The sequence below is a fragment of the Streptomyces sp. BoleA5 genome, assembly GCF_000373665.1.
GTDB lineage: Bacteria > Actinomycetota > Actinomycetes > Streptomycetales > Streptomycetaceae > Actinacidiphila.
In genome coordinates, this window is sequence record NZ_KB892096.1 from 58,219 (window position 1) to 83,617 (window position 25,399).

General features: G+C 71.6%; 29 protein-coding genes. 21 read left to right on the forward strand and 8 right to left on the reverse strand.

The features are described from left to right. Window positions 1-2: 2 nt before the first annotated feature. The 3 genes from B085_RS0111750 to B085_RS0111760 are packed head-to-tail and all read right to left on the reverse strand — an operon-like array spanning window position 3 to window position 1,831. Window positions 3-956 carry an isopenicillin N synthase family dioxygenase gene (locus tag B085_RS0111750; protein WP_018558767.1) on the reverse strand — a complete coding sequence of 318 codons (954 nt, stop codon included), beginning with the start codon at window positions 954-956 and terminating at the stop codon, window positions 3-5. After that, entirely contained in the window at window positions 953-1,399 is a 447-nt protein-coding gene (locus B085_RS0111755) for a nucleoside deaminase (protein ID WP_026250948.1), read from the reverse strand. Before B085_RS0111755 ends, B085_RS0111750 begins: the two co-directional genes overlap by 4 nt. Before the next feature lie 21 nt (window positions 1,400-1,420). Further along, on the reverse strand, window positions 1,421-1,831 hold the full coding sequence (locus B085_RS0111760; protein ID WP_018558769.1) for a PLD nuclease N-terminal domain-containing protein: 411 nt from the start codon (window positions 1,829-1,831) through the stop codon (window positions 1,421-1,423). Between the two features lie 88 nt (window positions 1,832-1,919). Here B085_RS0111760 and B085_RS0111765 point away from each other — a divergent pair, with 88 nt between their 5' ends. Then, the gene (locus B085_RS0111765) at window positions 1,920-3,371 is read left to right on the forward strand and encodes a menaquinone biosynthesis decarboxylase (RefSeq protein WP_018558770.1); all 1,452 of its coding nucleotides are present in this window, start codon (window positions 1,920-1,922) and stop codon (window positions 3,369-3,371) included. Beyond that, on the forward strand, window positions 3,368-4,291 hold the full coding sequence (gene mqnP / locus B085_RS0111770; protein WP_018558771.1) for a menaquinone biosynthesis prenyltransferase MqnP: 924 nt from the start codon (window positions 3,368-3,370) through the stop codon (window positions 4,289-4,291). Before B085_RS0111765 ends, mqnP begins: the two co-directional genes overlap by 4 nt. A gap of 28 nt (window positions 4,292-4,319) precedes the next feature. Here the strand turns inward: mqnP and B085_RS42125 are convergent, their stop codons facing one another. From B085_RS42125 to B085_RS0111790, 3 genes are all read right to left on the reverse strand, one after another. Next, a complete protein-coding gene (locus B085_RS42125) occupies window positions 4,320-4,928 on the reverse strand; it encodes a DUF4870 domain-containing protein (RefSeq protein ID WP_018558772.1) in 609 nt (202 codons plus the stop codon). A 43-nt stretch (window positions 4,929-4,971) separates the two neighbouring features. Further along, window positions 4,972-5,508: a rhomboid family intramembrane serine protease gene (locus tag B085_RS0111785; RefSeq protein WP_051102036.1), complete on the reverse strand. Its 537-nt coding sequence runs from the start codon at window positions 5,506-5,508 to the stop codon at window positions 4,972-4,974. 201 nt (window positions 5,509-5,709) lie between these two features. Further along, entirely contained in the window at window positions 5,710-6,843 is a 1,134-nt protein-coding gene (locus tag B085_RS0111790; protein ID WP_018558774.1) for a hypothetical protein, read from the reverse strand. Window positions 6,844-6,908: 65 nt separating this feature from the next. Between B085_RS0111790 and B085_RS0111795 the strand changes: the two genes are divergently transcribed. The 5 genes from B085_RS0111795 to B085_RS0111820 all read left to right on the forward strand — a co-directional run bounded on the left by B085_RS0111795 (window position 6,909) and on the right by B085_RS0111820 (window position 10,439). Beyond that, a complete protein-coding gene (locus tag B085_RS0111795; protein WP_018558775.1) occupies window positions 6,909-7,598 on the forward strand; it encodes a UbiX family flavin prenyltransferase in 690 nt (229 codons plus the stop codon). Window positions 7,599-7,679: 81 nt separating this feature from the next. After that, the gene (locus tag B085_RS0111800) at window positions 7,680-8,135 is read left to right on the forward strand and encodes an Lrp/AsnC family transcriptional regulator (protein WP_018558776.1); all 456 of its coding nucleotides are present in this window, start codon (window positions 7,680-7,682) and stop codon (window positions 8,133-8,135) included. Between the two features lie 47 nt (window positions 8,136-8,182). Continuing rightward, window positions 8,183-9,346, forward strand: coding sequence for an aminofutalosine synthase MqnE (gene mqnE / locus B085_RS0111805; protein WP_026250949.1), 1,164 nt, complete (start codon window positions 8,183-8,185; stop codon window positions 9,344-9,346). A 165-nt stretch (window positions 9,347-9,511) separates the two neighbouring features. Further along, on the forward strand, window positions 9,512-10,030 hold the full coding sequence (locus tag B085_RS0111810) for a GNAT family N-acetyltransferase (RefSeq protein ID WP_018558778.1): 519 nt from the start codon (window positions 9,512-9,514) through the stop codon (window positions 10,028-10,030). A gap of 109 nt (window positions 10,031-10,139) precedes the next feature. Further along, a complete protein-coding gene (locus B085_RS0111820; protein WP_018558780.1) occupies window positions 10,140-10,439 on the forward strand; it encodes a DUF4229 domain-containing protein in 300 nt (99 codons plus the stop codon). 688 nt (window positions 10,440-11,127) lie between these two features. Here the strand turns inward: B085_RS0111820 and B085_RS0111825 are convergent. After that, window positions 11,128-11,331, reverse strand: a complete 204-nt coding sequence (locus B085_RS0111825) for a cold-shock protein (protein WP_018558781.1) — start codon at window positions 11,329-11,331, stop codon at window positions 11,128-11,130. A 341-nt stretch (window positions 11,332-11,672) separates the two neighbouring features. Between B085_RS0111825 and B085_RS0111830 the strand changes: the two genes are divergently transcribed. The 9 genes from B085_RS0111830 to B085_RS49995 all read left to right on the forward strand — a co-directional run bounded on the left by B085_RS0111830 (window position 11,673) and on the right by B085_RS49995 (window position 19,945). Further along, window positions 11,673-12,509 (forward strand): menaquinone biosynthetic enzyme MqnA/MqnD family protein, encoded by an 837-nt coding sequence (locus tag B085_RS0111830; protein ID WP_018558782.1) that lies wholly within the window; start codon window positions 11,673-11,675, stop codon window positions 12,507-12,509. Window positions 12,510-12,699: 190 nt separating this feature from the next. Next, the gene (locus B085_RS0111835) at window positions 12,700-14,364 is read left to right on the forward strand and encodes a serine/threonine-protein kinase (protein WP_018558783.1); all 1,665 of its coding nucleotides are present in this window, start codon (window positions 12,700-12,702) and stop codon (window positions 14,362-14,364) included. A gap of 51 nt (window positions 14,365-14,415) precedes the next feature. Then, window positions 14,416-15,615, forward strand: coding sequence for a cyclic dehypoxanthinyl futalosine synthase (mqnC, locus tag B085_RS0111840; RefSeq protein ID WP_018558784.1), 1,200 nt, complete (start codon window positions 14,416-14,418; stop codon window positions 15,613-15,615). Window positions 15,616-15,623: 8 nt separating this feature from the next. After that, entirely contained in the window at window positions 15,624-16,028 is a 405-nt protein-coding gene (locus tag B085_RS0111845) for a hypothetical protein (RefSeq protein ID WP_018558785.1), read from the forward strand. A 92-nt stretch (window positions 16,029-16,120) separates the two neighbouring features. After that, a complete protein-coding gene (locus B085_RS0111850) occupies window positions 16,121-16,810 on the forward strand; it encodes a demethylmenaquinone methyltransferase (protein ID WP_018558786.1) in 690 nt (229 codons plus the stop codon). Between the two features lie 112 nt (window positions 16,811-16,922). After that, window positions 16,923-18,212: a geranylgeranyl reductase family protein gene (locus tag B085_RS0111855; protein WP_018558787.1), complete on the forward strand. Its 1,290-nt coding sequence runs from the start codon at window positions 16,923-16,925 to the stop codon at window positions 18,210-18,212. A 128-nt stretch (window positions 18,213-18,340) separates the two neighbouring features. Then, complete coding sequence (locus B085_RS0111860) at window positions 18,341-18,805, forward strand: helix-turn-helix domain-containing protein (protein WP_018558788.1); 465 nt, start codon at window positions 18,341-18,343, stop codon at window positions 18,803-18,805. Continuing rightward, complete coding sequence (locus tag B085_RS0111865; RefSeq protein WP_018558789.1) at window positions 18,798-19,157, forward strand: DUF4180 domain-containing protein; 360 nt, start codon at window positions 18,798-18,800, stop codon at window positions 19,155-19,157. Before B085_RS0111860 ends, B085_RS0111865 begins: the two co-directional genes overlap by 8 nt. Before the next feature lie 302 nt (window positions 19,158-19,459). Further along, window positions 19,460-19,945: a hypothetical protein gene (locus tag B085_RS49995; RefSeq protein ID WP_026250951.1), complete on the forward strand. Its 486-nt coding sequence runs from the start codon at window positions 19,460-19,462 to the stop codon at window positions 19,943-19,945. 260 nt (window positions 19,946-20,205) lie between these two features. On the opposite strand, the gene B085_RS0111875 is transcribed toward B085_RS49995, so the two are convergent. Further along, complete coding sequence (locus B085_RS0111875; RefSeq protein ID WP_078619855.1) at window positions 20,206-20,994, reverse strand: C40 family peptidase; 789 nt, start codon at window positions 20,992-20,994, stop codon at window positions 20,206-20,208. A gap of 555 nt (window positions 20,995-21,549) precedes the next feature. Between B085_RS0111875 and B085_RS0111880 the strand changes: the two genes are divergently transcribed. Genes B085_RS0111880 through nuoE form a run of 5 tightly spaced genes read left to right on the forward strand, consistent with a single transcriptional unit; the run spans window position 21,550 to window position 25,398 of the window. After that, on the forward strand, window positions 21,550-21,909 hold the full coding sequence (locus tag B085_RS0111880) for an NADH-quinone oxidoreductase subunit A (RefSeq protein WP_018558791.1): 360 nt from the start codon (window positions 21,550-21,552) through the stop codon (window positions 21,907-21,909). Window positions 21,910-21,924: 15 nt separating this feature from the next. Next, entirely contained in the window at window positions 21,925-22,479 is a 555-nt protein-coding gene (locus tag B085_RS0111885; RefSeq protein WP_018558792.1) for a NuoB/complex I 20 kDa subunit family protein, read from the forward strand. Then, window positions 22,476-23,213 (forward strand): NADH-quinone oxidoreductase subunit C, encoded by a 738-nt coding sequence (locus B085_RS0111890; RefSeq protein WP_018558793.1) that lies wholly within the window; start codon window positions 22,476-22,478, stop codon window positions 23,211-23,213. Before B085_RS0111885 ends, B085_RS0111890 begins: the two co-directional genes overlap by 4 nt. Then, window positions 23,210-24,544 carry an NADH-quinone oxidoreductase subunit D gene (locus tag B085_RS0111895; RefSeq protein WP_018558794.1) on the forward strand — a complete coding sequence of 445 codons (1,335 nt, stop codon included), beginning with the start codon at window positions 23,210-23,212 and terminating at the stop codon, window positions 24,542-24,544. The genes B085_RS0111890 and B085_RS0111895 overlap by 4 nt, the downstream gene beginning before the upstream one ends. A gap of 26 nt (window positions 24,545-24,570) precedes the next feature. Continuing rightward, a complete protein-coding gene (nuoE, locus tag B085_RS0111900; RefSeq protein WP_018558795.1) occupies window positions 24,571-25,398 on the forward strand; it encodes an NADH-quinone oxidoreductase subunit NuoE in 828 nt (275 codons plus the stop codon). Window position 25,399: the final 1 nt, after the last annotated feature.

Genomic DNA, 25,399 nt, shown 5'->3' on the forward strand with positions numbered 1-25,399 from the left:
GTTCAGCCCAGGCCGATAGCGTCCAGCTTCGCCCGCAGGTACGCGTGCGAGTCCACCGGCTCGTACGCGTGCCTGCCCACGGGCGCGGGCAGCGGCGTGACGCGGGTTCCCGGATCGCACTCGTAGAACCACACCAGCGACATCAGCTCCTCCGCCGGGGCGTCGGCCGGCGGGGGCAGCACGCGGTGCCGTCCGGAACGCCAGCGGTCGCCGGTCCAGCGGGCCATCAGGTCCCCGATGTTGACGGTGAAGGAGTCCGGTTCCCAGGGCGCGTCCTGCCAGCCGTCCTCCTCGGTGTGGACCTGGAGACCGCCCCTGCCCCGCTGGCGGTCGAGCACCGTGACCGTGCCGAAGTCGGTGTGCGGGCCGATCCTGAACTGGCCCGGCTCCGGCGGCCCGACCACGTTGGTGCCCGGGTACCAGTTGATGTTGAAGCCCCAGGTGGGATGGCGGGTGTGCCGGGTGAACAGGTCCCCGGGGCCGCCCAGCGCGGCGGCCAGCAGCTCCAGCAGGTGGTCGGAGAGTCCGCGCATCCGCGCCACGTACGCGCTCACCAGCGGCCGCAGCCCCGGCGCCTCGGCCGGCCAGACGTTGGGCAGGAACCACTCGGCGTCCACCGCCGGGTCGCCGCTCGGCTCCTCGGCGGCGAAGGACCAGGACTCCTTCAGGTCCGGAGGGGTGGCCGTGCCCTCCGCGTAGCCGTTGGCCTCCGCGCCGGGGCCCAGCCAGCCCCGGCCGCCCACCCGCACCGCGTACGGCTCCTTGACGGCGGCGGGCAGCCGGAAGAAGCCGAGGGCGGCCTCCCGGATCGCGGCGCGCAGTCCCGGGTCGACGCCGTGCCCGGTGACCAGCAGGAAGCCGGCCGAGCACAGTGCCTCGTCCACGGTGGCGGCGATGCGGGCCCGGGCGGCGGCGTCGCCGGTGAGCCAGGGCCCGAGGTCGATGGTGGGGATCACGCGCCGATGTCCTCGTTCCACAGGTCGGGACGGGCCGCGACGAAGTCCGTCATCAGGGCGACGCACTCCGGGTCGTCCAGCAGCACGATCTCCACCCCGTGCTCCGCCAGCCAGTCGTGGCCGCCGTGGAAGGTGCGGGCCTCGCCGACGACCACCCGGGAGATCCCGAACTGCCGGACCAGGCCGCTGCAGTACCAGCACGGCGACAGCGTCGTCACCATCGTCGTGCCGCGGTAGGTGCGCTGCCGCCCGGCGGCGCGGAACGCCGCCGTCTCGCCGTGCATGGACGGGTCGCCGTCCTGCACACGGCGGTTGCGGCCGCGACCCAGCACCGTGCGGCCGTCCGGGCCGTACAGCGCCGCCCCGATCGGGACACCGCCCTCCGCGAGGCCCGCTCGGGCCTCCGCGACGGCCGTCGCCAGCATTGTCCGCGCGTCGTCCATGACGCCCAGTGTCCCGCAGGATCAGCCGCGCGGCTGGTTGTCCTGGCCGTCGCCGGAGCCGCTCTCGCGCTGCCGCAGCTCCTCCTCGCGGCGCCGCAGATCGGCCTCCCAGCTCTTGAGCAGCTGCTCGTCCTTCTTGTTCTCCTCGCGCAGCGAGTGCAGGAACTCCGGGTTGTCGTCCGGCGCGACCCACTGCGTGCGGTGGTTGCGGTGCCATTCCGCGGGCGTGCTCCCGCCCGCCGGGGCCGTGCGGTGCTTGCCGGCCACCAGCCAGGCGATCGGGCCGATCAGCACCTCGCCGAAGAGCAGGATGACGATGACCCAGACGACCTTGGGGAGGCCGCGTACCTGCTCCTCGGGCGTGTTGAGGCAGTCGATGAAGGCGTAGATCCACAACGCCAGCACCAGCAGGAACGGGATGTACCGGATCATCGCGGAGGTGCCCCCCAGGCAGCGGCGGCGGGGCGCGGCAGGGCCCCGGTGACGGGTACAGGGTAGTGCGTGCCGGATACTGGACCGCATGGCTTACGACGATCTTCGCTCGCTGCTGAGGGCCCTGGAGAAGGAGGGGGACCTCAAGCGCGTCAAGGCAGAGGTCGACCCGTACCTGGAGGTCGGTGAGATCGTCGACCGCGTCAACAAGGCGGGCGGCCCGGCGCTGCTGTTCGAGAACGTCAAGGGCTCCTCGATGCCCCTGGCGATGAACGTCTACGGCACCGACCGGCGGCTGCTGAAGGCGCTCGGCCTGACGTCCTACGCCGACATCGGCGACCGCATCGGCGGGCTGCTCAAGCCGGAGCTGCCGCACGGCTTCGTGGGCGTGCGCGAGGCCTTCGGCAAGCTCGCCGGGATGACGCACGTACCGCCGAAGAAGGTGAAGGACGCCCCCGTCCAGGAGGTCGTGCTCACCGGCGACGACGTCGACCTGGACGCGCTGCCCGCGCTGTTCACCTGGCCCGAGGACGGCGGCTCCTTCTTCAACCTCGGCCTGACGCACACCAAGGACCCCGAGACCGGCGTGCGCAACTTGGGCCTGTACCGGCTGCAGCGGCACGACCGCCGCACCATCGGCATGCACTGGCAGATCCACAAGGACAGCCGCAACCACTACCAGGTGGCCCAGCGGCGCGGCGAACGCCTGCCGGTGGCCATCGCGTTCGGCTGCCCGCCCGCCGTGACGTACGCCTCCACCGCGCCGCTGCCGGGCGACATCGACGAGTATCTCCTCGCCGGCTTCGTCGGGGGCAGGCGCATCGAGATGGTCGACTGCAAGACCGTGCCGCTCCAGGTGCCCGCCCAGGCGGAGGTGGTCCTGGAGGGCTGGCTGGAGCCCGGGAAGATGCTGCCCGAGGGGCCGTTCGGCGACCACACGGGCTTCTACACCCCGCAGGAGCCCTTCCCGGCCCTGACCATCGACTGCGTGACGATGCGCAGGCGCCCGCTGCTGCAGTCCATCGTGGTGGGCCGGCCGCCGACCGAGGACGGCCCGCTGGGCCGCGCGACCGAGCGCTTCTTCCTGCCGCTGCTGAAGGTCATCGTGCCGGACATCGTGGACTACCACCTGCCGGAGGCGGGCGGCTTCCACAACTGCGCGATCGTCTCGATCGACAAGAAGTACCCCAAGCACGCCCAGAAGGTCATGCACGCCATCTGGGGCGCGCACATGATGTCGCTGACCAAGCTGATCGTCGTGGTCGACGCCGACTGCGACGTGCACGACCTGCACGAGGTCGCCTGGCGGGCGCTGGGCAACACCGACTACGCCCGCGACCTGTCGGTCGTCGAGGGTCCCGTGGACCACCTCGACCACTCCTCGTACCAGCAGTTCTGGGGTGGCAAGGCGGGCATCGACGCGACCCGGAAGCTGCCCGAGGAGGGCTACACCCGCGACGGCGGCTGGCCCGAGATGGTGCTCTCCGACCCGGAGACCGCCGCGAAGGTCGACCGCCGCTGGAAGGAGTACGGCCTGTGAGCGCCGAATCCGCGACCCCGGATCTCTTCGGACCCTCTCCCCGTCCGGACGGCAAGGTCCGGGCGTTCCTGCGGCTGGTGATGATCGAGCACTCGGTCTTCGCGCTGCCCTTCGCCTACATCGCCGCGCTCAGCGCGATGTTCGCCGAGGACCGGTCCGTGCACTGGTGGCAGCTCTTCCTCATCACGGTCGCCATGGTGGGCCTGCGCACCTTCGCGATGGCCTGCAACCGGATCATCGACCGCGAGATCGACGCCCGCAACCCCCGCACCGCGGGACGCGAACTGGTCACCGGCGCCGTCTCGGTGCGCTCGGCGTGGACCGGCGCGCTGATCGCCGTGGTGTTCTTCCTGGGTGCCGCGGCGCTGCTCAACCCGCTGTGCCTGGCGCTGGCGCCGATCGCGGTGGTCCCGATGGTGGTCTACCCGTACGGCAAGCGGTTCACGGACTACCCGCACGCCATCCTCGGCCTCGCCCAGGCCATGGGCCCGGTCGGCGCCTGGCTCGCGGTCTCCGGCTCCTGGTCGTGGGACGCGGTGATCCTCGGCCTCGCGGTGGGGGTGTGGATCGGCGGCTTCGACCTGATCTTCGCCTGCCAGGACGTCGCGGCCGACCGCGCCCACGGGGTGCGCTCGGTGCCGGCCCGCTTCGGCGTCGACGGCGCGCTGTACGGGGCGCGGGTGAGCCATGCGGTGACGACCGCGCTGCTCGTCTGGTACGGACTCGCGGTCGGCGCCGGGGCCTTCTGGTGGGTCGGCATGCTGATCGTGGGCGGCGCCTTCGTCTACGAGCACAGCATCGTGAAGCCGGGCGACCTCAGCAGGCTCAACCGGGCGTTCTTCACGGTCAACGGCTTCATCGGCATGGCGCTGTTCCTCTGCGCCCTGCTGGACCTCGCGGTGCGCGGCCTGGGCGTCTGACGCCCGGGCCGCGGTCGGCCGCGACCGCTCAGCCGCGCACGAACGGCAGGGCGAAGAACTTCGGGTAGCTCCACCACTGGCCGGTGTTGGCCTTGGTGCTGCCGACGATGCAGAGGACCAGCCCGGCCAGCAGGTGCAGCACGGCCAGGGCCAGCAGGCCGAAGCCCACGGCGGGCAGCCAGCCCGGTCCGCCGTCGTCGTACGCGATCAGGCCGGCGATGCCGCCGGCGTAACCGGCGATGGCCAGCAGGCCCACGATGGCCGTGGTGATGCCGTAGTTGATCCCCTGGGCGGCGTGGTGCCGGATGAAGGGGTCGTGCTTGTTCTGCTGCTGGGAACGGACGATCAGCGGGGCCACCCAGGCCAGCGCCCAGCCGAGGCAGGTGACACTGGTGCCCGCCACGAGGGTGAGCAGCGCGCCCAGGTGGGCCCACATGGCCGGCGTGGTGGGCGGCCGCATCGGCGGGGGCGGGTACGGCAGCGGCCCGTGCGCGTAGCCGTACGGGGGCGGCGGCGGGGCGGGCGGCCGGTACGGGGGCGGCGGCACGGCCTGGGGACCCTGCGCCTGACCCTGCGGCGGCACGGGCGGTGCCGTGTCCCGCGGTGGTACGTCCTCGTGCTTGCTGAAATCGGCCATGGAGAACCGCCCCCCGTCGCTTCGTTCCCGGGATCCTACGGCGTCATCTGATCAACCCGTCGGCGGGGCGGTCCCGGAAGAGGAACGCGCCCACGACGCCGCCGACGAGGCCGAAGAGGTGGCCCTGCCAGGAGACCCCCTGCGCGCTGGGCAGGACGCCCCACAGGATCGAGCCGTACGCCACCGCGACGATCAGGCCGACCGCGATGTCGATCAGGCGCCGGTCGACGAAGCCGCGCACCAGCAGGTAGCCGAACAGGCCGAAGACGACGCCGGAGGCACCCGCGGTGTTGGTGTGCGGCGGGGCCACCAGCCAGACCCCGCCGCCGCTCGTCATGATGATCACGAAGACCACGCTCATCAGGCGGCCGATGCCGCGCAGCCCCGCGAGGAAGCCCAGCACGAGCAGCGGCAGGCTGTTGGCGGCCACGTGGTCGAAGCCGAAGTGGATGAACGCGGCGGGGATGATGTCGCGCAGCTCGCCGATCTGCTGCGGCACGATGCCGAAGGTGTCGAGGGCGTGATGGGTCAGCACGTCGACGCACTCGATCAGCCAGAGCAGCCCCACCCAGATGAACATGACCGCCGCGGCGGTCTTCGCACGCTCTCCGGGACCCGGTACGGCGCTGCCGCGGACGCGCCGCCGGGCGTCGCCGGCGTCATGGCCGGCGACGGGTTCGTACGCCACAGGTCCCCCCTCGTGGTTGTCCACCGCCCGCCTGTCCGGCCAGGCTTCCCTCACGGTAGACAACGACAAGGGCATCGGTGGCGGTTCCCGGGCCTACTCGTCCATTCCGCCCATCATCAACTGCATCATGGCGCCCATGACGTCCTGCGGGTCGAGCGGGGTGGCGCCGGCCGGAGCGGCGACGGGCGCCGCGTCGGGGGCGAAGCCGACGGTCAGCGGCAGCGCGCCGTGGATCTCGTCACCGGAGTCGAACTGGTCGAGGTCGAGGCTGATCGCCGACAGCGTGCCGTCCTTGACGGCCACGTCCACGGTGACGTCCTTGTCGGGCACGTCCTTCAGGTCGGAGGGCGAGACCCCATCGGGCAGCTTGTCCGCCAGCGGCTCCAGGGCGTCGGCGAGCGCGTCGGCCGTCTTCCCCGCGGGGACGGTGACCTTGACGATGTCGGCGCCGTCCTTGGTGCCGGCGTCGGTGATCTTCGCGTTGCGCTCCAGGGCCCGGCGCAGCGCCTTGGTGATCCGCTCCTGCGTCCCGGCGTCCAGCTCCGGGGTGTCCGGGAGCGGCGATCCGGCCGGGCCGGCCGCGGCCATGCTCCGGGAGAACTCCTTGAAGGCCACGGGGTCGACGGAGATCCACTTGCCGCCGAGCGCGTCCTTCACCGACCTGTAGGAGGAGGGCAGGTCGTCCGCGGCGTCGAGGAACGTGCGGAAGCCCTTCATGCCGTCCTTGCTCTGCGCGGAGCCGAGATCGTCCGCGAGCGACAGGAACTGCTGCACGTCCACCCGCAGATAGGTCTTCCCGTCCGACAGGCTGCGCATCTCCATCAGGTCCTCGCCCCGGCCGAACGAGACCCGCAGCGCCACCGAGGCGCCCTCCGCCTTGACGTCCTTGTCGTCCTTGACGTCCTTGTCGTCCTTGAGGTCCTTCAGCGGCCGGGCGGCGCTCACGGACAGCGAGACGTCGAGACCGGCGAGCATCCTCGCGTCGGCCCGGGTGAATCCGTCCGAGCCCTTGAGCGCGGACCAGATGCGCTGCTCGCTGCCGTCGAAGCCCACGGACACCGTGACGGCCTTCTGCTCGCCGAGGCGGTCGAGCGCCCGCTGGAGCCTGGCACCGGCGCTCAGGTCGCCGGCGGTGCCGCAGGCGGCGGTGGTGGCGATGAAGGCGGCACAGCCGAAGGCGGCGATGCCCTTGCGCGTGGCGTTGATGACGTACTCCTCGGTCGGCACGTGAACGAGAACTGGACCCGCGAGGTGGCCGGAAGGTTGTACGAGTGGCCGGATAGGCTCGCGGCATGGACGACAGCGAGCGCGGGACACCGTGGGTGGTCGGGGTCTCCGGGGCCTCCGGGACGCCGTACGCCGCGGCGGTGCTGCGGGCGCTGCTGCACGCCGGTGAGGCGGTGGACCTGGTGGTCAGCCGGGCCGCCCGGCTCACCGTCCTGGACGAGACCGGGGCGCCCTTCCGGGACGCCCACTGGCGCGAGGACCTGGCCCGCTGGCTGGCCCGCGGCGCGGACGGCACCCCCGACCGGTTCGAGACCGATCTGAGCCGGGTGCGGTACTGGTCCGCCGGGGACCTCGCGGCGGGGCCGAGCTCGGGTTCGTACCCGGTCAAGGGGATGCTGATCGTGCCGGCGAGCACGGCCTGCGTGGCGGGCGTCGCCCTCGGGCTCTCCAAGGACCTGCTGCAGCGGGTGGCGAGCGTCACCCTCAAGGAGCGGCGGCCGCTGGTCGTCGCCGTACGGGAGACGCCGCTCGGCGGCCAGACCCTGCGGCACCTGGTCGCGCTGGACGAGGCGGGCGCCGTGGTGCTGCCGGCCTCGCCCGCCTTCTACGCGGGGGCCAGGGACATCCAGGACCTGGTGGACTTCGTCGCGGGCCGGGTGCTGGACGCCGTACAGGTGCCGCACAAGCTGTACCGGCGCTGGGAGGGCGAGCTGGGCGCCGCCGGGGCCGGGGTCGACGGGGCTGCCGCGGATTGATGCGCAGGGAACATCCCCGTGGATGCCTTAGATTCTTGTCCTGACAGCTCAGTCGTGGCATGAATGAAGGGGTCCAGTCTGATGGACGCGGTGGACAGGCAGCTCATCCAGGCCCTCCGTGAGAACGGCCGGGCCTCGTACGCCGAGCTGGGCCGGCTGGTGGGCCTGTCCGGACCGAGCGTCACCGACCGGATCAACCGGCTGGAGCAGGCCGGAGTGATCACCGGCTACCGCGCCACGATCCACCCCGCGGCCCTCGGCCTCGGGGTGACCGCGCTGGTGGGGCTGCAGCTCAGCGACGCCGCCGACCACGAGGACGTGGCCACCCGGCTGCGCGACCTGGACGAGATCGAGGACTGCTGGTTCATCGCCGGCGACGATTCGTACATGCTCAAGGTGCGGGTCCCCGACGTGGACGGCCTGGAGCACACGATCCGCCGGCTGTCCGGAACCAAGGGCGTCGCCCGCACCCGCACCACGGTCGTGCTCTCCACGAAGTGGGAGAACCGGGTCGGGGAACTCCCCGAGAGCATCTAGGCGTAAGGTCGAACGGTCGATTTCGGATGGTGAAGGCGAGGCGGACGATGGACGCGGGGCTCAAGCGCGAACTGGAGGAGAAGGTCTACGCGGGTGAGCGGCTGACCCGCGAGGACGGCATCGCCCTCTACGAGTCCGACGACCTGGCCTGGCTGGGCGGTCTCGCCCACCACGTGCGGACGCGGAAGAACGGCGACGTCGTCCACTTCAACGTCAACCGCCACCTCAACATGACCAACGTCTGCACCGCCTCCTGCGCCTACTGCTCCTTCCAGCGCAAGCCGGGGGAGAAGGACGCCTACACGATGCGCATCGAGGAGGCCGTCCGGCTGGCGAAGGAGATGGAGGGCGACAACCTCACCGAGCTCCACATCGTCAACGGCCTCCACCCGACGCTGCCGTGGCGCTACTACCCGCGCTCGCTGAAGGCGCTCAAGGAGGCGCTGCCGCACGTCTCGCTGAAGGCGTTCACCGCCACCGAGATCCACCACTTCGAGACGATCTCCGGGATGAGCGCGAGCGAGATCCTGGACGAGCTCATCGAGGCCGGCCTGGAGTCGCTGACCGGTGGCGGCGCCGAGATCTTCGACTGGGAGGTGCGGCAGCACATCGTCGACCACCGCACCCACTGGGAGGACTGGTCGCGCATCCACCGCCTGGCGCACGAGAAGGGCCTCAAGACCCCGTGCACCATGCTGTACGGGCACATCGAGGAGCCCCGGCACCGGGTGGACCACGTGCTGCGGCTGCGCGAACTGCAGGACGAGACCGGCGGCTTCCAGGTCTTCATCCCGCTGCGCTACCAGCACGACTTCGTGGACCTGAAGGACGGCAAGGTCCGCAACACCCTCCAGGCGCGCACCACGATGGCCAGCGGCGCCGAGGCGCTGAAGACCTTCGCGGTCTCCCGGCTGCTGTTCGACAACGTGCCGCACGTGAAGGTGTTCTGGGTCATGCACGGCGTGCAGACCGCCCAGCTGGCGCTGCAGCACGGCGCGGACGACATGGACGGCTCGGTCGTCGAGTACAAGATCACGCACGACGCCGACAACTACGGGACGCCCAACAAGCTCACCCGGGACGACCTGCTGGAGCTCATCCAGGACGCGGGCTTCCGCCCCGTCGAGCGCAACACCCGGTACGAGATCATCCGCGAGTACCCCGGTCCCGACGCGGCGCGCCGCGAGTCGCCGCAGCCGATGCGCGTGTGAGACCGCCCGCGGGACGGAACCGGGGGTGCGTCGCCGCGTGTCGGCGGCGCGCCCCGGCGTACCCTCGCGCGCCCCGGCGTACCGAGGCTTCGCCTTCACCCCGATGTCGTCCGGCGTCCGGACGCCCGTCGAATGCCGTCAGCCCCGGTGCCTAGGGTGTGCGCCATGGCACTGCGCTTCACCCTCGACCCCGAGCTCACCCCCGGTCTGCGGGAACAGCTCGTCTCCCTGTGGACCGACGTCACCAACGCGGGCGGCGCCGTCGGCTTCGTCGCGCCGGTGACCCGTACCGACGTCGTCCTCGAGGCCGAACGGCACTACTCGGCGCTGTCCGAGGGCAGGGCGCACATGGTCGCCGGGTTCGACGGCGACCGGCTCGCCGCCTCGGCCTTCCTCACCTTCAACACCCACCGGCTGATGAGGCACTGGGCCTGGCTGTACACGGTGATGGTCGACCCGTCCCTGCAGGGCCGCGGGCACGGCTGGGAGCTGATGCTGGCGGCGGAGCGGGCCGGCCGCGACCTGGGCCTGGAAGGGCTGAAGCTCACCTGCCGCGGCGGCATGGGACTGGAGCGCTTCTACGCCTCGGCCGGCTACAAGGAGGTGGGGCGTGTCCCCGCGGCGATACGCGTCGCCGCAGGTGACGACCGGGACGACATCACGATGTGGCTCCCGCTGACCTGACCGCCGCGGGCCCGTGCTTCACTGATACGGGTACGTCCGGTACGTCCCGCAGGCCGGAACGAGGGAAACGAAGGAAGTGGCAACGACCGTGAGCTGGAAGCCGAGCCCCATGCTGCGCTACTCCCTGATGCGTCTCGGCCTGTTCGCGGCCTGCTTCCTGGTGATCTGGGGCCTGGTCTACGTCCGCGTACTGCCCTCCGGCCTCGGCGACTCCAACCTGCTGTGGGTGATGCTGCTCGCGCTGGTGATCAGCGCGCCGCTCAGCTTCGTCGTGCTGCGTGGAGCGCGCGAGGCGGCCTCCGTGCAGGTCTCCGCGCGCGTCGAGCGCACCAGGGCGAACCTCGCCGCCAGCGCCTCCCAGGAGGACGAGGCGGACGACGCCGCGCGCGCGGCGACGCAGGGCAGCTGACACACCCGGGGGCCGGTCGGGGGCGGGGGTGACCCGCGGGCGGGTGCCCGGAGAGGTCCGCGAACGGCAGATGCCCGGCGCGGCGGTCGCGGCACCGCCGAACGGGCATGCGTCGGCACGCCGTTGCCGTCCCTCCACCTGAACCGCGAGGAAGGCTGTGGAGCGGGCTCCGCGGCTTCTTCACGCACACCGCCGACCACCCCGACGGCTGGGCCGATGCCGCTGATGGGGCGGTGTGGGGGACGGCCGCCGTCCCGCAGCGTACCGGCCCCGATCGGGGCGCCGGCGATCCGAAGGCCGCCGCCGGCCCGAGAAGGTTACCGAAAGTAACGTTCACCCATGCCGAGAGCCGGGGCGGGCGGGTCGACGCGCCGCAAGGGGGCGCGGGCGGGCCTGACTCCGACGTGAGGCAGCCGGCCCGGTTACGGGCGGCGCGATTTACGCGTTTCCCTCACGCAGCCCACAAGGTGATTCATCGTGTGGTCGGTGGAATTCGCGGAGTAATCGGGCCATCTCGCCGCGCCCCGTGAAACCGCGCCGCGCGGCGGCCGCCACCGACTTCGCACACGGGATCGAATCGCATGGTGCCGGGCTCCGACCGCGGGCGCCCGCGAAAGGCAGGAGCCCCGCACGATGTGTGCGGGGCTCCTTGGGTACTGCTTATCGGTTACTGCACGTCAGTCCGCGATCAGGCGGGGACGACGTTCTCCGCCTGCGGGCCCTTCGGGCCCTGCGTGACGTCGAAGGTCACCGCCTGGTTCTCCTCCAGCGAACGGAAGCCGGAGGCGTTGATCGCGGAGTAGTGGACGAAGACATCGGGGCCGCCGCCGTCCTGGGCGATGAAGCCGAAGCCCTTCTCGGCGTTGAACCACTTGACGGTTCCGGTAGCCATAAGCCCTCCTTGGGCCAAAGGGTTGCCCTGCTCCAGAACCTGCCCTGCTCACTGCAAGAAGTCTGAAAACTACAAAAGCCCGCGGTCACATGCTCCGCAGGCTCTGTACTGCAAGGGAAACCAAACTGCAACTTGCGACGACAGTAGCACGGAGCATCTGCGGCGGGGAAGAGCGACAAGATCCGATTTCACACGCGCCGCGCGAGGCGCGAACGCGGAGTGAACGCCGTGCCGGTCTCCGGGCGCCCGGCGCGGAGCCGGGGACCCGCCTGAAGTTCACCTGCGCGGGGGTCTAGCCTCCTGATGTGGACAAATCTGCGCCTCTTCCATCCGCCAGTGGCGTGCGCCGGACCCGGCCCCGCGTCGGGCACATCCAGTTCCTGAACTGCGTCCCCCTTTACTGGGGACTAGCCCGGACGGGTGCCCTGCTCGACCTGGAGCTGACCAAGGACACGCCCGAGAAGCTCAGCGCCCAGCTCGTCTCCGGGGACCTGGACGTCGGTCCGATCACCCTCATGGAGTACCTCCGGCACGCCGACGAGCTGATCGCCCTGCCGGACATCGCCGTCGGCTGCGACGGCCCGGTGATGTCCTGCGTGATCGTGAGCCAGGTCCCGCTGAGCGCCCTGGACGGCGCCCGGGTCGCCCTCGGCTCCACCAGCCGGACCTCGGTCCGGCTCGCCCAACTGCTGCTCGCCGAGCAGTACGGGGTGGAGCCCGAGTACTACACCTGCCCGCCCGACCTCTCGCTGATGATGCAGGAGGCCCAGGCCGCGGTCCTGATCGGGGACGCGGCGTTGCGCGCCTCGCTGCACGACGCGCCGCTGCTCGGCCTGGAGGTCCACGACCTCGGGCTGATGTGGAAGGAGTGGACGGGGCTGCCCTTCGTCTTCGCCGTGTGGGCCGCCCGCCGCGACTACCTGGAGTCCCTTCCCGGCGTGGTGCACGACGTGCACCGGGCCTTCCTCTCCTCCCGCGACCTGAGCATGGAGGAGGTGGAGAAGGTCGCCGAGCAGGCCGCCCGCTGGGAGTCCTTCGACGCCCACACCCTCCAGCGCTACTTCACCACCCTGGACTTCTCGCTCGGCCCCGAGCAGCTCACCGGCATCGCCGAGTTCGCCCGCCGGGTGGGCTTCCCGGAGCAGGCGCGCGTCGAACTGCTGGGTGCCGGGAGCTGACCCCCGCAACCGGCCGGCGGCACCCCGCCGCCGGCCCGGGGCCCGCCCGGCGGGCCCACTACGATCGGCGACGGCCCGGCCGCGGCGCCGGGCGCCGGATCCGCTCCGGTCCCCGCCGCGAAGGCTGGGGTGACCACGGCGGCCACGGGTACAACTCCACTGACCTTCCGCACCGGCGAGAGGCGCGCAGATGCAGCCCCTGCAAGCGAACGACCCTTCGTCGATCGGCCCGTACCGTCTGCTGGGCCGGCTGGGCGCCGGCGGGATGGGCCGGGTCTACCTGGGGCGCAGCCCCGGCGGCCGGACGGTGGCCGTGAAGGTGGTGCGCTCGGAACTCGCGGACGACCTGGAGTTCCGCACCCGGTTCCAGCGCGAGGTCGACGCGGCGCGCCGGGTCGGCGGCGTGTGGAGCGCGCCGGTGCTGGACGCCGACACCGACTCGCCGGTCCCGTGGGTGGCCACCCGGTACGTCGCCGGTCCCGCCCTGTCCGAGGCCGTCGCCACCTTCGGGCCGCTGTCGCCGCGGGGCGTGCGGGCGCTGGGCGCCGGACTGGCCGAGGCGCTGGAGGCCGTGCACGGCCGGGGGCTGGTGCACCGCGACATCAAACCGTCCAACGTGCTTCTCTCGCTCGACGGTCCCGTGCTGATCGACTTCGGCATCGCCCGTGCCATGGACGCCACGGCCGCCCTGACCAGCAAGGGGGTGGTCGTCGGCTCGCCCGGCTACATGGCGCCCGAGCAGGTCACCGGCAGACCCACCGGCCCCGCGGCCGACATCTTCGCGCTCGGCGCGGTGCTGGCCTTCGCCGCGACCGGCAGCGGCCCCTTCACGGGGGACAGCGCGGCCGTCCTGCTCTACAAGGTCGCCCACGAGGAGCCGGAACTCGACCGCGTCCCCGAGGAGTTGCGCCGGATCGCGGAGTCCTGCCTCGCCAAGGACCCCGCGGTGCGCCCGACGCCGCGCCGGCTCGCCGAACTGCTGGCGCCCGGCGGCGACGCCGCATCGCTGGTGCGGGCCGGCTGGCTGGCCGCCCCGCTGACGGAGCGCCTGGGGCGGCAGGCCGTCGAACTGCTCGACCTCGAACCCACCCCGCACCCGGGCCCGGCCGCCGGCAGCCCCGAAGGGACCGCCGGGGGACCGGGTGGCGGCCACGGCTCGTACGGTGCGCACCCCTCCTACGGGTCGTTCGGCCCGCCGCCCTCGCTGACCGAGCCCCAGGACGCACCGCCGTTCGCCGCCACGCCACCGCCCGCCCCCGCTCCGGGCCGTCGCGGCCGCGTCGCCGCGCTGGCCGCGACGGGGATCGTGCTGCTCGCGGCGGCCGTGACCCTGGCGCTCGTGCTGCCGGGGCTCCTCGACGGCTCGAACCAGGCCAAGGGCGGCGAGCGCACCCCTTCGCGGAGCGCGGGCTCCGGGACCACACCGGCGTCCTCGGCCGCGTCGTCGCCCCCGGCACCGTCCTCGCCGGCGGCGTCCGAACCGCGCCTGGACGCCCTCCCGAAGGCCTTCGCCGGCACCTGGAAGGGCGACACCGTCACCGCCCACGGGGTGCCGGGGACGATGGAGATCACCCTGCGCGAGGGCACGGTCGGCGCGGTCGTCGGCCGCGACAAGAGCGTGCTGGACCTGCTCGGCCAGTCCTACGACTGCAGCGGCGACTGGAAGCTCGCCGAGGCCACCGCGAAGAGCGTCGTGCTCGACACCAGCGGCGGCACCAACCCGCATCCCGGGGTCTGCTCGGACGGCTCGGCCGACGAGCGGTTCACCCTCAACGCGGACGGCTCCCTGCACTACCGTTCGGGCGACTCCCTGGCCGGCCGTCCGGAAGGGGACCTCAGGAGGCAGGGCGGCTGACCCCCTGGCGTAGGCTGGGCGGGTCCGTCACACCCCTCGGAAGGATGCCCGGTGAGCGAGAACGCCGACCTCCAGTCCGTCCTCGACCGCGCCGCCGACGGCGGTCGCATCACCCCCGAGGAGGCGCTCGACCTCTACCGCTCGGCGCCCCTGCACGCCCTCGGCGCCGCCGCCGACGCCGTGCGCCGCCGCCGCTACGCGGGTACCGAGCACATCGCGACGTACATCATCGAGCGCAACATCAACTACACCAACGTCTGCGTGACGGCGTGCAAGTTCTGCGCCTTCTACGCCGCGCCCAAGGACACCGCCAAGGGCTGGACCCGCGACCTCGACGACATCCTGCGCCGCTGCGCGGAGACCGTCGAACTCGGCGGCACCCAGATCATGTTCCAGGGCGGCCACCACCCCGACTACGGCGTCGAGTACTACGAGAAGCATTTCAGCGCCATCAAGCAGGCCTTCCCGCAGCTGGTCATCCACTCCCTCGGCGCGTCCGAGATCGAGCACATGGCCCGCATCTCCAAGGTGCCGGTGGACGAGGCCATCACCCGCATCCACGCCGCGGGCCTGGACTCCTTCGCGGGCGCCGGCGCCGAACTGCTGCCGGCCCGCCCGCGCAAGGCGATCGCCCCGCTGAAGGAGAGCGGCGAGCGCTGGCTGGAGATCATGGAGACCGCGCACGGGCTCGGCGTGGAGTCGACCTCCACGATGCTCATGGGCACCGGCGAGACCAACGCCGAGCGCATCGAGCACCTGCGCATGATCCGCGACGTCCAGGACCGTACGGGCGGCTTCCGCGCCTTCATCCCGTACACCTACCAGCCCGAGAACAACCACCTGAAGGGCCGGACCCAGGCCACGCTCTTCGAGTACCTGCGGATGATCGCCATCGCGCGGATCTTCCTGGACAACGTCGCCCACATCCAGGGTTCCTGGCTCACCACCGGCAAGGAGGTCGGCCAGCTGTCGCTGCACTACGGCGCCGACGACCTCGGCTCGGTGATGCTGGAGGAGAACGTGGTCTCCTCGGCCGGCGCCAAGCACCGCTCCAACCGCATGGAGCTGATCCACCTGATCCGCGCCGCCGGCCGGGTCCCCGCCCAGCGCGCCACCACCTACGAGCACCTCGTCGTCCACGACGACCCGGCGAACGACCCGGTCGACGACCACGTCGTCTCCCACCTGTCGTCGACCGCCATCGAGGGCGGCACGGCGCACCCGGAGCTGAAGCTGCTCAGCACCTCCTGACCCCGCCGATGCTGACGATCCATTCCGGGACCGACGGCACGGCCCTGGTGGCCGACGGCGGCCTGCTCGCCGCCGTCGGCCCCCTCGACGCGGTACGGGCGGCCCATCCGGGCGCCCGCGTCCGCGACTGGCCCGGCGCGCTGCGTCCGGGCCTGACCCACGAGGGCGAACTCCCGCCGGCCCCCACTCCGCGCGAACGCGTGCACGCCCTGCTGCGGCGGGGGGTCACCGCCGTCGCCACCGCCCCCGCCGACCCCGCGCTGCGCTCCGCCCTGGACCGCAGCGGGCTGCTGCCGGCGCGCCAGGCGCCGCCCCTGGAGCCGGGCGCCCGGGCGGACTTCGCAGTCTTCGACGAGCACGGCGCCTGCCTCGCCACCGTCGTGGCCGGCCGGCTCCTGCACCGCAGGGCCTGACCGGCCCACGCGGGCCGCGCCGTACGGCGTTCCGCGACCGCCGCCGGGGCCCCTGCGCGGGGCGCGGGGCCGCCGGGTGAAGAATGGGGGGCGTGACCCGAGCCTCCCTGGACAAGCAGCCGCACGAAGTCGCCGCGATGTTCGACGACGTCGCGGCCAACTACGACCTGACCAACGACGTGCTGTCGCTCGGCCAGGACCGCCGCTGGCGCAAGGTCGTCGCGCAGGCCCTCGCCGTCCGTCCCGGCGAGCGCGTGCTGGACCTCGGCGCCGGTACGGGCACCTCCTCGCTGCCCTTCGCCGAGGCGGGCGCCCGGGTCGTGCCGTGCGACTTCTCCCTGGGCATGCTGCGCGAGGGCAAGCGCCGCCACCCCTTCCTCCCGCTCACCGCGGGCGACGCGACCAGGCTGCCATTCGCCGACGGGGTCTTCGACGCCGTCACGATCTCCTTCGCGCTGCGCAACGTGCACGACACCGACGCCGCGCTGCGCGAGATGCTGCGGGTCACCCGGCCCGGGGGCCGGGTCGTCATCTGCGAGTTCAGCCACCCCACCTGGGCGCCGTTCCGCACGGTCTACACCGAGTACCTGATGCGGGCGCTCCCGCCGGTCGCCCGGGCGGTCAGCAGCAACCCCGACGCGTACGTCTACCTCGCCGAGTCCATCAGGGCCTGGCCCGACCAGCCCGGCCTCGCCGCGCGACTGCAGAAGGCCGGCTGGTCGAAGGTCGCATGGCGCAACCTGTCGGGCGGCATCGTGGCCCTGCACCGCGCGGTGCGCTAAGCCGGGGCGCCCGGCCCGCGCGCGGAAGCGGCCACATAGACTGCACGGGTCCGGTCCGGCCGCCGGCCGGCCGCAGACAGGCCCGCATCAGCCCAGAGCAGCGAGGAGCACCGTGACCGAGACCGCCGCTTCGGAACGCAGCGCCGATGTGATCGTCGTAGGTGCCGGGCCCGCGGGCTCGACGACGGCCTACTACCTGGCGAAGGCGGGACTCGACGTCCTGCTGCTGGAGAAGACCGCCTTCCCGCGCGAGAAGGTCTGCGGCGACGGCCTGACGCCCCGCGCGACCAAGCAACTCGTCGCGATGGGCATCGACATCTCCGAGGAGGCCGGCTGGCTGCGCAACAAGGGCCTGCGCATCATCGGCGGCGGGGTCCGGCTGCAGCTGGACTGGCCGGACCTGGCCTCGTTCCCCGACTACGGGCTCGTGCGCAAGCGCGAGGACTTCGACGAACTCCTCGCCCAGCAGGCGCAGAAGGCCGGCGCCCGGCTGTACGAGCGCTGCAGCGTGGGCGCCCCGATCCGCGACGAGCGCACCGGCCGCATCACCGGCGTCGAGGCCAAGCTGGGCGAGGAGAAGACCCCGGTCACCTTCCACGCCCCGCTGGTGGTCGCCGCGGACGGCAACTCCACCCGGCTCTCCCTCCAGATGGGCCTGCACCGCCGTGAGGACCGCCCGATGGGCGTGGCCGTCCGCACGTACTTCACCTCCCCGCGGCACGACGACGACTACCTGGAGTCGTGGCTGGAGCTGTGGGACCGGCGCGTCCCGGGCGACCCGCGGCTGCTGCCCGGCTACGGCTGGATCTTCGGCATGGGCGACGGCACGTCCAACGTGGGCCTGGGCGTCCTCAACACCTCCGCCTCCTTCAAGGAGCTGGACTGGCGCGAGGTGCTGAAGGCCTGGTGCGCCTCGATGCCCGAGGAGTGGGGCTACACCGAGGAGAACATGACCGGGCCGATCCGTGGCGCGGCCCTCCCGATGGCCTTCAACCGCCAGCCGCACTACACCAAGGGCCTGCTGCTGGTCGGTGACGCGGGCGGGCTGGTCAACCCGTTCAACGGCGAGGGCATCGCCTACGCGATGGAATCCGGCCAGATCGCCGCCGACGTCATCGTCCAGGCCCACGCGCGCAGCACCGCGGCCCAGCGGGAGCTGGCGCTCCAGTCGTACCCGCGGATCCTGAAGGACACCTACGGGGGCTACTACACGCTCGGCCGGGCCTTCGTGAAGCTGATCGGCAACCCCAAGGTCATGAAGCTGGCGACGCAGCGCGGCCTCACGCACCCGATGCTGATGCGCTTCACGCTGAAGCTGCTGGCGAACCTCACGGACCCGTCGGGCGGCGACGCGATGGACCGCGTGATCAACGGTCTGTCGAAGGTGGCGCCCCGCTCCTGACGTCCCGGCACCCGCTTGCCGCGCCGGCCCGTACCGCTCGGGCCGGCGCGGCTTTTTTCTGCCCTCTGCCATGAGCGTGGGAAGGTAAACGCCCCTATCCTTCCCTTTAAAGAGTAGGATGCGTACGCATGGAGAGGGATTGGCTGTCCGTCGAGCAGGTCGCGGACCGGCTCGGCCTGCATGTCCGCACGGTCCGCGGCTACATCCGAGACGGCCGGCTGAAGGCGGTCCGCATCGGCAAGCAGTACCGCGTCGCCCGGACCGACCTGGACGCCCTCACCGGTGCGCCGGCGGCCGCCGCGCGGCACCGGGTGGAGGTCTCGGCCATCGTCGAGGTGGACGGCATCGGGGCGGCCGCGGCCGACCGACTGGGCACCCTTCTCGTGGCCGGTGCCCAGATGGCGCGGGACCCCCACGAGTTGGCCCGGGTGCGGACGGCGTACGACGACGAGCGTTCGCGGCTGAAGGTCGTGGTGCTCGGCGGCGCCGCGGCGACGGCGGACGTCCTGCGGACCATCGACGACGTCATGGGAGGGGAGAACGACATGTTCCCGGAGGAGCGCACCGAGCACCCGGAGGCGGGCCGTGACTGACGTGGTGACCGAGCGGCGGGGCGTGCCGGTCCTCGTCTGCGGCGAGGACGGCGCACGGATCCGCGACGTCCAGGACGCGCTCGACCTGATCGGATCGGCCTTCCAGCGGGCGGAGGTCGTCGCCGTCCCCGCCGGCCGCCTGGACGAGCGGTTCTTCGCCCTGCGCACCGGCCTGGCGGGGGAGATCCTGCAGAAGTTCGCCAACTACCGCATCCGGCTCGCCGTCGTGGGAGAGGTCTCGGCGTACACGACGGCCGGTACGGCCTTTCGGGACCTGGTGCGCGAGTGCAACCGCGGCGACCGCACCTGGTTCGTCGACGACCTCGAAGCGCTCGACGCCCGACTGGGCTGACCCGGCGCAGGAGCGGCCCGGGCGCGAACCCCGCCCGGGGTCGGCCGTGTTGCCCCGCCCGGCATCACCTCCCATGGGAGCCGAGTGGTGAACTCCGTAACCCTGTGCGCCGGTTCGCGCGGGCCGGGGTGGAGAGGCGCGGGCGGGGCGGACCGCCGGTCCTCTGACATCGATGTCGTTGACATCGATGTCAGATGAGTCTGCCCCGGAGTCAGCTCGCGCTCGAAATGCGGGATTTGAGGCGTTGTGCTCATACTTTTGATCACTGCTCGGGGATTCGTGATCAACAGAAGGGTGCAGACATGAGCACGCGCATATTCCAGGTCCTGGCCGCCGCGGCCGCATCGGTCCTGCTCGCCGGAGGGGGCGTGCTCGCAGCCGGCCCGGCCTCCGCGGCCCCGACGGACCACCGCTCGAGCGACCGGCAGGGCGACGACCGGCGTGGTGACGACCGCCGGGACGGCGACCGGCGTGGTGACGACCGCCGGGACGGCGACCGGCGTGGTGACGACCGCCGGGACGGCGACCGGCGTGGTGACGACCGCCGGGACGGCGACCGGCGTGGTGACGACCGCCGGGACGGCGACCGGCGTGGTGACGACCGCCGGGACGGCGACCGGCGCGGCGACCGGCAGCGACAGTGCTCGGTCGGTCTGGGCTCCTGGAAGCTGGAGTACCGTCCCGGACGCCTGGTGCGGGTCTCCAGCCACGGTCGCGTCAAATGGGTCCGCACGCCGGGCCACTGGGTCAGGGTCTGGCACGGCGGAGGCCGCGACTGCCACCGCTGATGAACCCGAGGCCCGGAGCCCGGTCCCCCGCCACCGCGGAGCCGGGCTCCGGCCCGTGAGCCCCGTCCGGGGCTCCCCGGTCGTCCGGCCCCGTGTGCGGTACCTCTCCTTGCGGCGGGGCCGGACCCCTGTCCGGCCGCCTGCCGCGGGGCGCGGTGCGGCGGCCCCGTCCTGCGGCGGCGGAGGACCGCACGGGGTGGAACGGAGGAGGCCGCCGGCCCTTCGCGGGCCGGCGGCCTCCGTGGGGACGGGGCGCGTGATCAGAGCACGCGGACGGCCGACGTCGGCATGTAGTTGGACATCTGCTGGATGACGACGCCCTTGCTCGGGTTCGCCGCGTCCAGGTACTGCCCGCCGCCTATGTAGACGGCCACGTGGTAGGCCGAGCCCGCGCCGCCCCAGAAGACGAGGTCGCCCGGCTGGACCGCGCTCACGGACACCGGGGTGCCGAAGGTCGACTGCGCCTGCGAGGTGCGCGGCAGGTCGACGCCGATGGTGCGGAAGGCGGCCTGGGTGAGACCGGAGCAGTCGTAGGCGCTGGGGCCCGTGGCGCCGTAGACGTACGGCTTGCCGACCTGGGCCTTCAGGAAGCCGATGACGGAGGCGACGCTGCCCGTCGCGGAAGTGGAGGAGGAGGCGGCCAGCGCGGTGCGTCCGGCGGAGCGGGACGCGGTCGCGGTCTCGCGCGCCTTGGCGGCCTTGGCCGCGGCGCGCGACCGCGCGTCGGCGGCGGCCTTCTTCTTCTGTGCGGCCTTCATGGCCTCGGTGCGCGCCTCCGTGCGTGCGGCGTCCAGCTGCTGCTCGACGACGGTCTCGTCGACGGCGTCAGCGGCCTGCGCGGCGGTGGCGGTGGTGGAGAGGGCGGGGATGACGGGGATGCTCCCCGTGGTCGCCGGGTCGGCGGCCGAGGGCTCGGCGTTCGCCGAAGACGACATTCCGGTCAGGGCGAGCGTTCCGATGACGCCGCCGGCGACTCCTGCGCGGCGCACCCAGTTGGGGCTCTGCGAGGCGCGTCGCCGGCGGCGTATATGCGAGGTCTGAAGGGACATGAAGACTTGGGTATCAGGCCAGGTCGGTTCCGTTCAACAAAAGTGTGATGCGCCACAGTTGGCTCGCGAGCAGTGCTATTGTCCCCTTTTTGATCTTCCTTATTCGGGATGATAGGGACATTCAACTGCAAATCCTCGTGCGCGCGTTCACGTGCCTCGGGCCGCTGTCAGTGCGGGGTTTCGCGGCTCACCCGGGCGAGTGGCGAGGCGCTATCACGTCCTGCGGAGCAGCTCCAATTTGCCTCGGATCGTCGGCGCCTGATAGTGCGGCACCCCTGTTTACCAGCGGAAACGCAGGTAAATGTGACTTCTGGTGATCGTTTGGGATTACTGAGTGAGAAGATCACCGCTCATCCCCGTTCATGATCGTTCGACTGGTGGCAGAGATCACAAAGGCCAGAGTGAACCCCGTGTCGCAGATCACAGACCAGGAGGCATAGGATGCGGGCAGTCTGGGCTTGTGAACTGCCTCACATGGAGGGGATCCAGGTGGCGTGGGGCGCACGTCCGGGCACGGTCCGTCATCAGTCATCGTCGACTGGAAGGAGCGGGGACGTGAATGCCTACGCGCCCATCCTCGTGCTGGGCGGCCTCGGGGCCGGCTTCGCGATCTTCTCCGTGGTCATGGCCTCCATCATCGGCCCAAAACGGTACAACCGGGCCAAGTTGGAGGCGTATGAGTGCGGTATCGAGCCGACTCCGCATCCAGCCGGGGGTGGCCGTTTCCCGATCAAGTACTACCTGACGGCGATGCTCTTCATCGTCTTCGACATCGAGATCGTCTTCCTCTACCCCTGGGCCGTCACCTTCGACGCCCTCGGGGTCTTCGGGCTCGTCGAGATGCTCCTCTTCGTGCTCACCGTCTTCGTCGCCTACGCCTATGTCTGGCGTCGCGGCGGCCTGGAATGGGATTAGGGGCGGAGAATAGCCATGGGTATTGAAGAGAAGCTGCCGAGCGGGTTCCTGCTCACCTCCGTCGAGGCGGCGGCCGGCTGGGTCCGGAAGGCCTCGGTCTTCCCGGCCACGTTCGGCCTCGCGTGCTGCGCCATCGAGATGATGACGACCGGGGCCGGGCGGTACGACCTGGCCCGCTTCGGCATGGAGGTCTTCCGCGGGTCCCCGCGCCAGGCGGACCTGATGATCGTGGCCGGCAGGGTGAGCCAGAAGATGGCGCCCGTCCTGCGCCAGGTCTACGACCAGATGCCGAACCCCAAGTGGGTGATCTCGATGGGGGTCTGCGCATCGAGCGGCGGGATGTTCAACAACTACGCAATTGTGCAGGGTGTTGACCATGTGGTGCCTGTTGACATTTACCTCCCGGGATGTCCGCCTCGCCCCGAAATGCTGATGGACGCCATCCTCAAGCTCCACCAGAAGATCCAGCACAGCAAGCTCGGCGTGAACCGCGAAGAGGCCGCGCGCGAGGCGGAGGAGGCGGCGCTGAAGGCGCTGCCGACGATCGAGATGAAGGGGCTCCTCCGATGACGGATTCCCCGGACACCCCGAACCCGGACAGGGACGTCAACGCGGCCGGGCTGCCCGGCCAGCGCGGCGACCACGGGGAGGCGATCCGCGTCCAGCGCGGAATGTTCGGTGCCCGCAACGGCGGCGACACCTCCGGGTACGGCGGCCTGGTGCGCACGGTGCGGCTGCCCGGTGCGGCGAGCCGTCCGTACGGCGGCTGGTTCGACGAGGTCGCCGACGAGCTCGAGGGCGCCCTGGAGGAGCAGGGTCTCGTCCCGGACAACGCGATCGAGAAGGTCGTCGTGGACCGCGACGAGATCACCTTCCACGTCGCGCGCGAGCACCTGCCCCTGGTCGCCAGGACCCTGCGGGACGACCCCGCGCTGCGCTTCGAGCTCTGCACGGGCGTGAGCGGCGTCCACTTCCCGGAGGACAAGGGCCGCGAGCTGCACGCCGTCTACCACCTGCGCTCGATCACCCACAACCGGCTGATCCGGCTGGAGGTGAGCGTCTCCGACGCGGACCGGCACGTCCCGTCGCTGGTCGAGGTCTACCCGACCAACGACTGGCACGAGCGCGAGGCCTACGACTTCTTCGGGATCGTCTTCGACGGGCACCCCGCCCTGATCCGGATCATGATGCCGGACGACTGGCAGGGCCACCCGCAGCGCAAGGACTACCCCCTCGGCGGCATCCCCGTCGAGTACAAGGGCGCCCAGATCCCTGCTCCGGACCAGCGGAGGTCGTACTCGTGAGCACTCACCACGCACCCCAGCAGGCCGAGGAGCGGGAGACCACCGAGGGCCGGGTCTTCACGGTCACCGGCGGCGACTGGGACGAGCTGGCCGAGACCGTCGGCAAGGCCGACGACGAGCGCATCGTCGTCAACATGGGCCCGCAGCACCCGTCCACCCACGGCGTGCTCCGGCTGATCCTGGAGATCGACGGCGAGACGGTCACCGAGGCCCGCTGCGGCATCGGCTACCTCCACACCGGCATCGAGAAGAACATGGAGTTCCGGACCTGGACCCAGGGGTCCACGTTCGTGACGCGCATGGACTACCTGACGCCGTTCTTCAACGAGACGGCGTACTGCCTGGCGGTGGAGAAGCTGCTCGGCATCACCGACGCGATCCCGGACCGCGCCTCGGTGATCCGCGTGATGCTGATGGAGCTGAACCGCATCTCCTCGCACCTGGTGGCCATCGCCACCGGCGGCATGGAGCTCGGCGCCACCACGATCATGATCTACGGGTTCCGCGACCGCGAGCTGATCCTGGACCTCTTCGAGCTGATCACCGGCCTGCGGATGAACCACGCGTACATCCGCCCCGGCGGCCTCGCCCAGGACCTGCCGCCCGGCGCGGTGGACCAGGTCCGCGAGGTCGTGAAGAAGTTCCGCAAGAACCTCCCCGAGTACGACAAGCTCGCCACCGGCAACCCGATCTTCAAGGCCCGCATGCAGGACGTGGGTTACCTGGACCTGGCGGGCTGCATGGCGCTCGGCGCCACCGGTCCGATCCTGCGTTCCACAGGCCTGCCGCACGACCTGCGCAAGTCGCAGCCGTACTGCGGCTACGAGAACTACGAGTTCGAGGTCCCGACCGTCGACACCTGCGACTCCTACGGGCGGTTCCTGCTCCGCCTGGAGGAGATGCGGCAGTCGCTGGACATCGTCGAGCAGTGCCTGGACCGGCTGCAGCCCGGCCCGGTCATGGTCGCCGACAAGAAGATCGCCTGGCCCGCGCAGCTCGCGCTCGGCCCGGACGGGCTCGGCAACTCCCTCGACCACATCAAGAAGATCATGGGCACCTCCATGGAGGCCCTGATCCACCACTTCAAGCTGGTGACCGAGGGCTTCCGGGTCCCGGCCGGCCAGGCGTACGTCGCCGTCGAGTCGTCCAAGGGCGAACTCGGCGTCCACGTGGTCAGCGACGGGGGCACCCGCCCCTTCCGCGTCCACTTCCGCGACCCGTCCTTCACCAACCTGCAGACCATGGCGGCGATGTGCGAGGGCGGCCAGGTCGCCGACGTCATCGTCGCGGTGGCGTCCATCGACCCCGTGATGGGAGGCGTCGACCGGTGACAGAGGTATCACTCGGCATCCCCGCGATGCCCGCGCCGGACTACCCGGCCGACGTACGGCAGCGCCTGGACGAGGACGCGGCGAAGATCATCGCGCGCTACCCCGGCAGCCGCAGCGCCCTGCTGCCTCTGCTGCACCTGGTGCAGGCGGAGGAGAGCTACGTCTCCCGCACCGGGGTGCGCTTCTGCGCCGAGCAGCTGGGGCTGACCACGGCCGAGGTCACCGCGGTGGCCACCTTCTACTCGATGTACCGGCGGGGGCCCTCCGGCGAGTACCAGGTCGGGGTCTGCACCAACACGCTGTGCGCGGTCATGGGCGGCGACGCGATCTTCGACGAGCTCAAGCAACACCTCGGCGTGGGGAACGGCGAGACCACCGACGACGGCAAGGTCACGCTGGAGCACATCGAGTGCAACGCGGCCTGCGACTTCGCCCCCGTGGTGATGGTCAACTGGGAGTTCTTCGACAACCAGGACCCCGAGTCGGCCAAGCGGCTCGTCGACGACCTGCGCGCCGGCCGCACCGTCGAACCCACCCGCGGCGCTCCTTTGTGCTCGTACAAGGAGACGTCCCGGATCCTCGCCGGGTTCCCCGACGAGCGCCCCGGCGCCGTCGAGGCGACCGGCGGCGCCGGCCCCGCCTCCCTGGCGGGCCTGCGGCTCGCCCGCGGCGAGTCGCTGCCGGGCGGCGGGGCCGGCGTGCCCCGGCAGACCTCCGCCCCGCCGCAGGACGAGACACCCCCGGCCCACCCCAGCTCCCACGACGCCCCCCTGGACTCCGCGGTCTCCGACCCCGAGCACCCGGCGGGACCGGTCACGCAGGAGCGCCCGACGGAAGGCGAGGAGGACCGGTGAC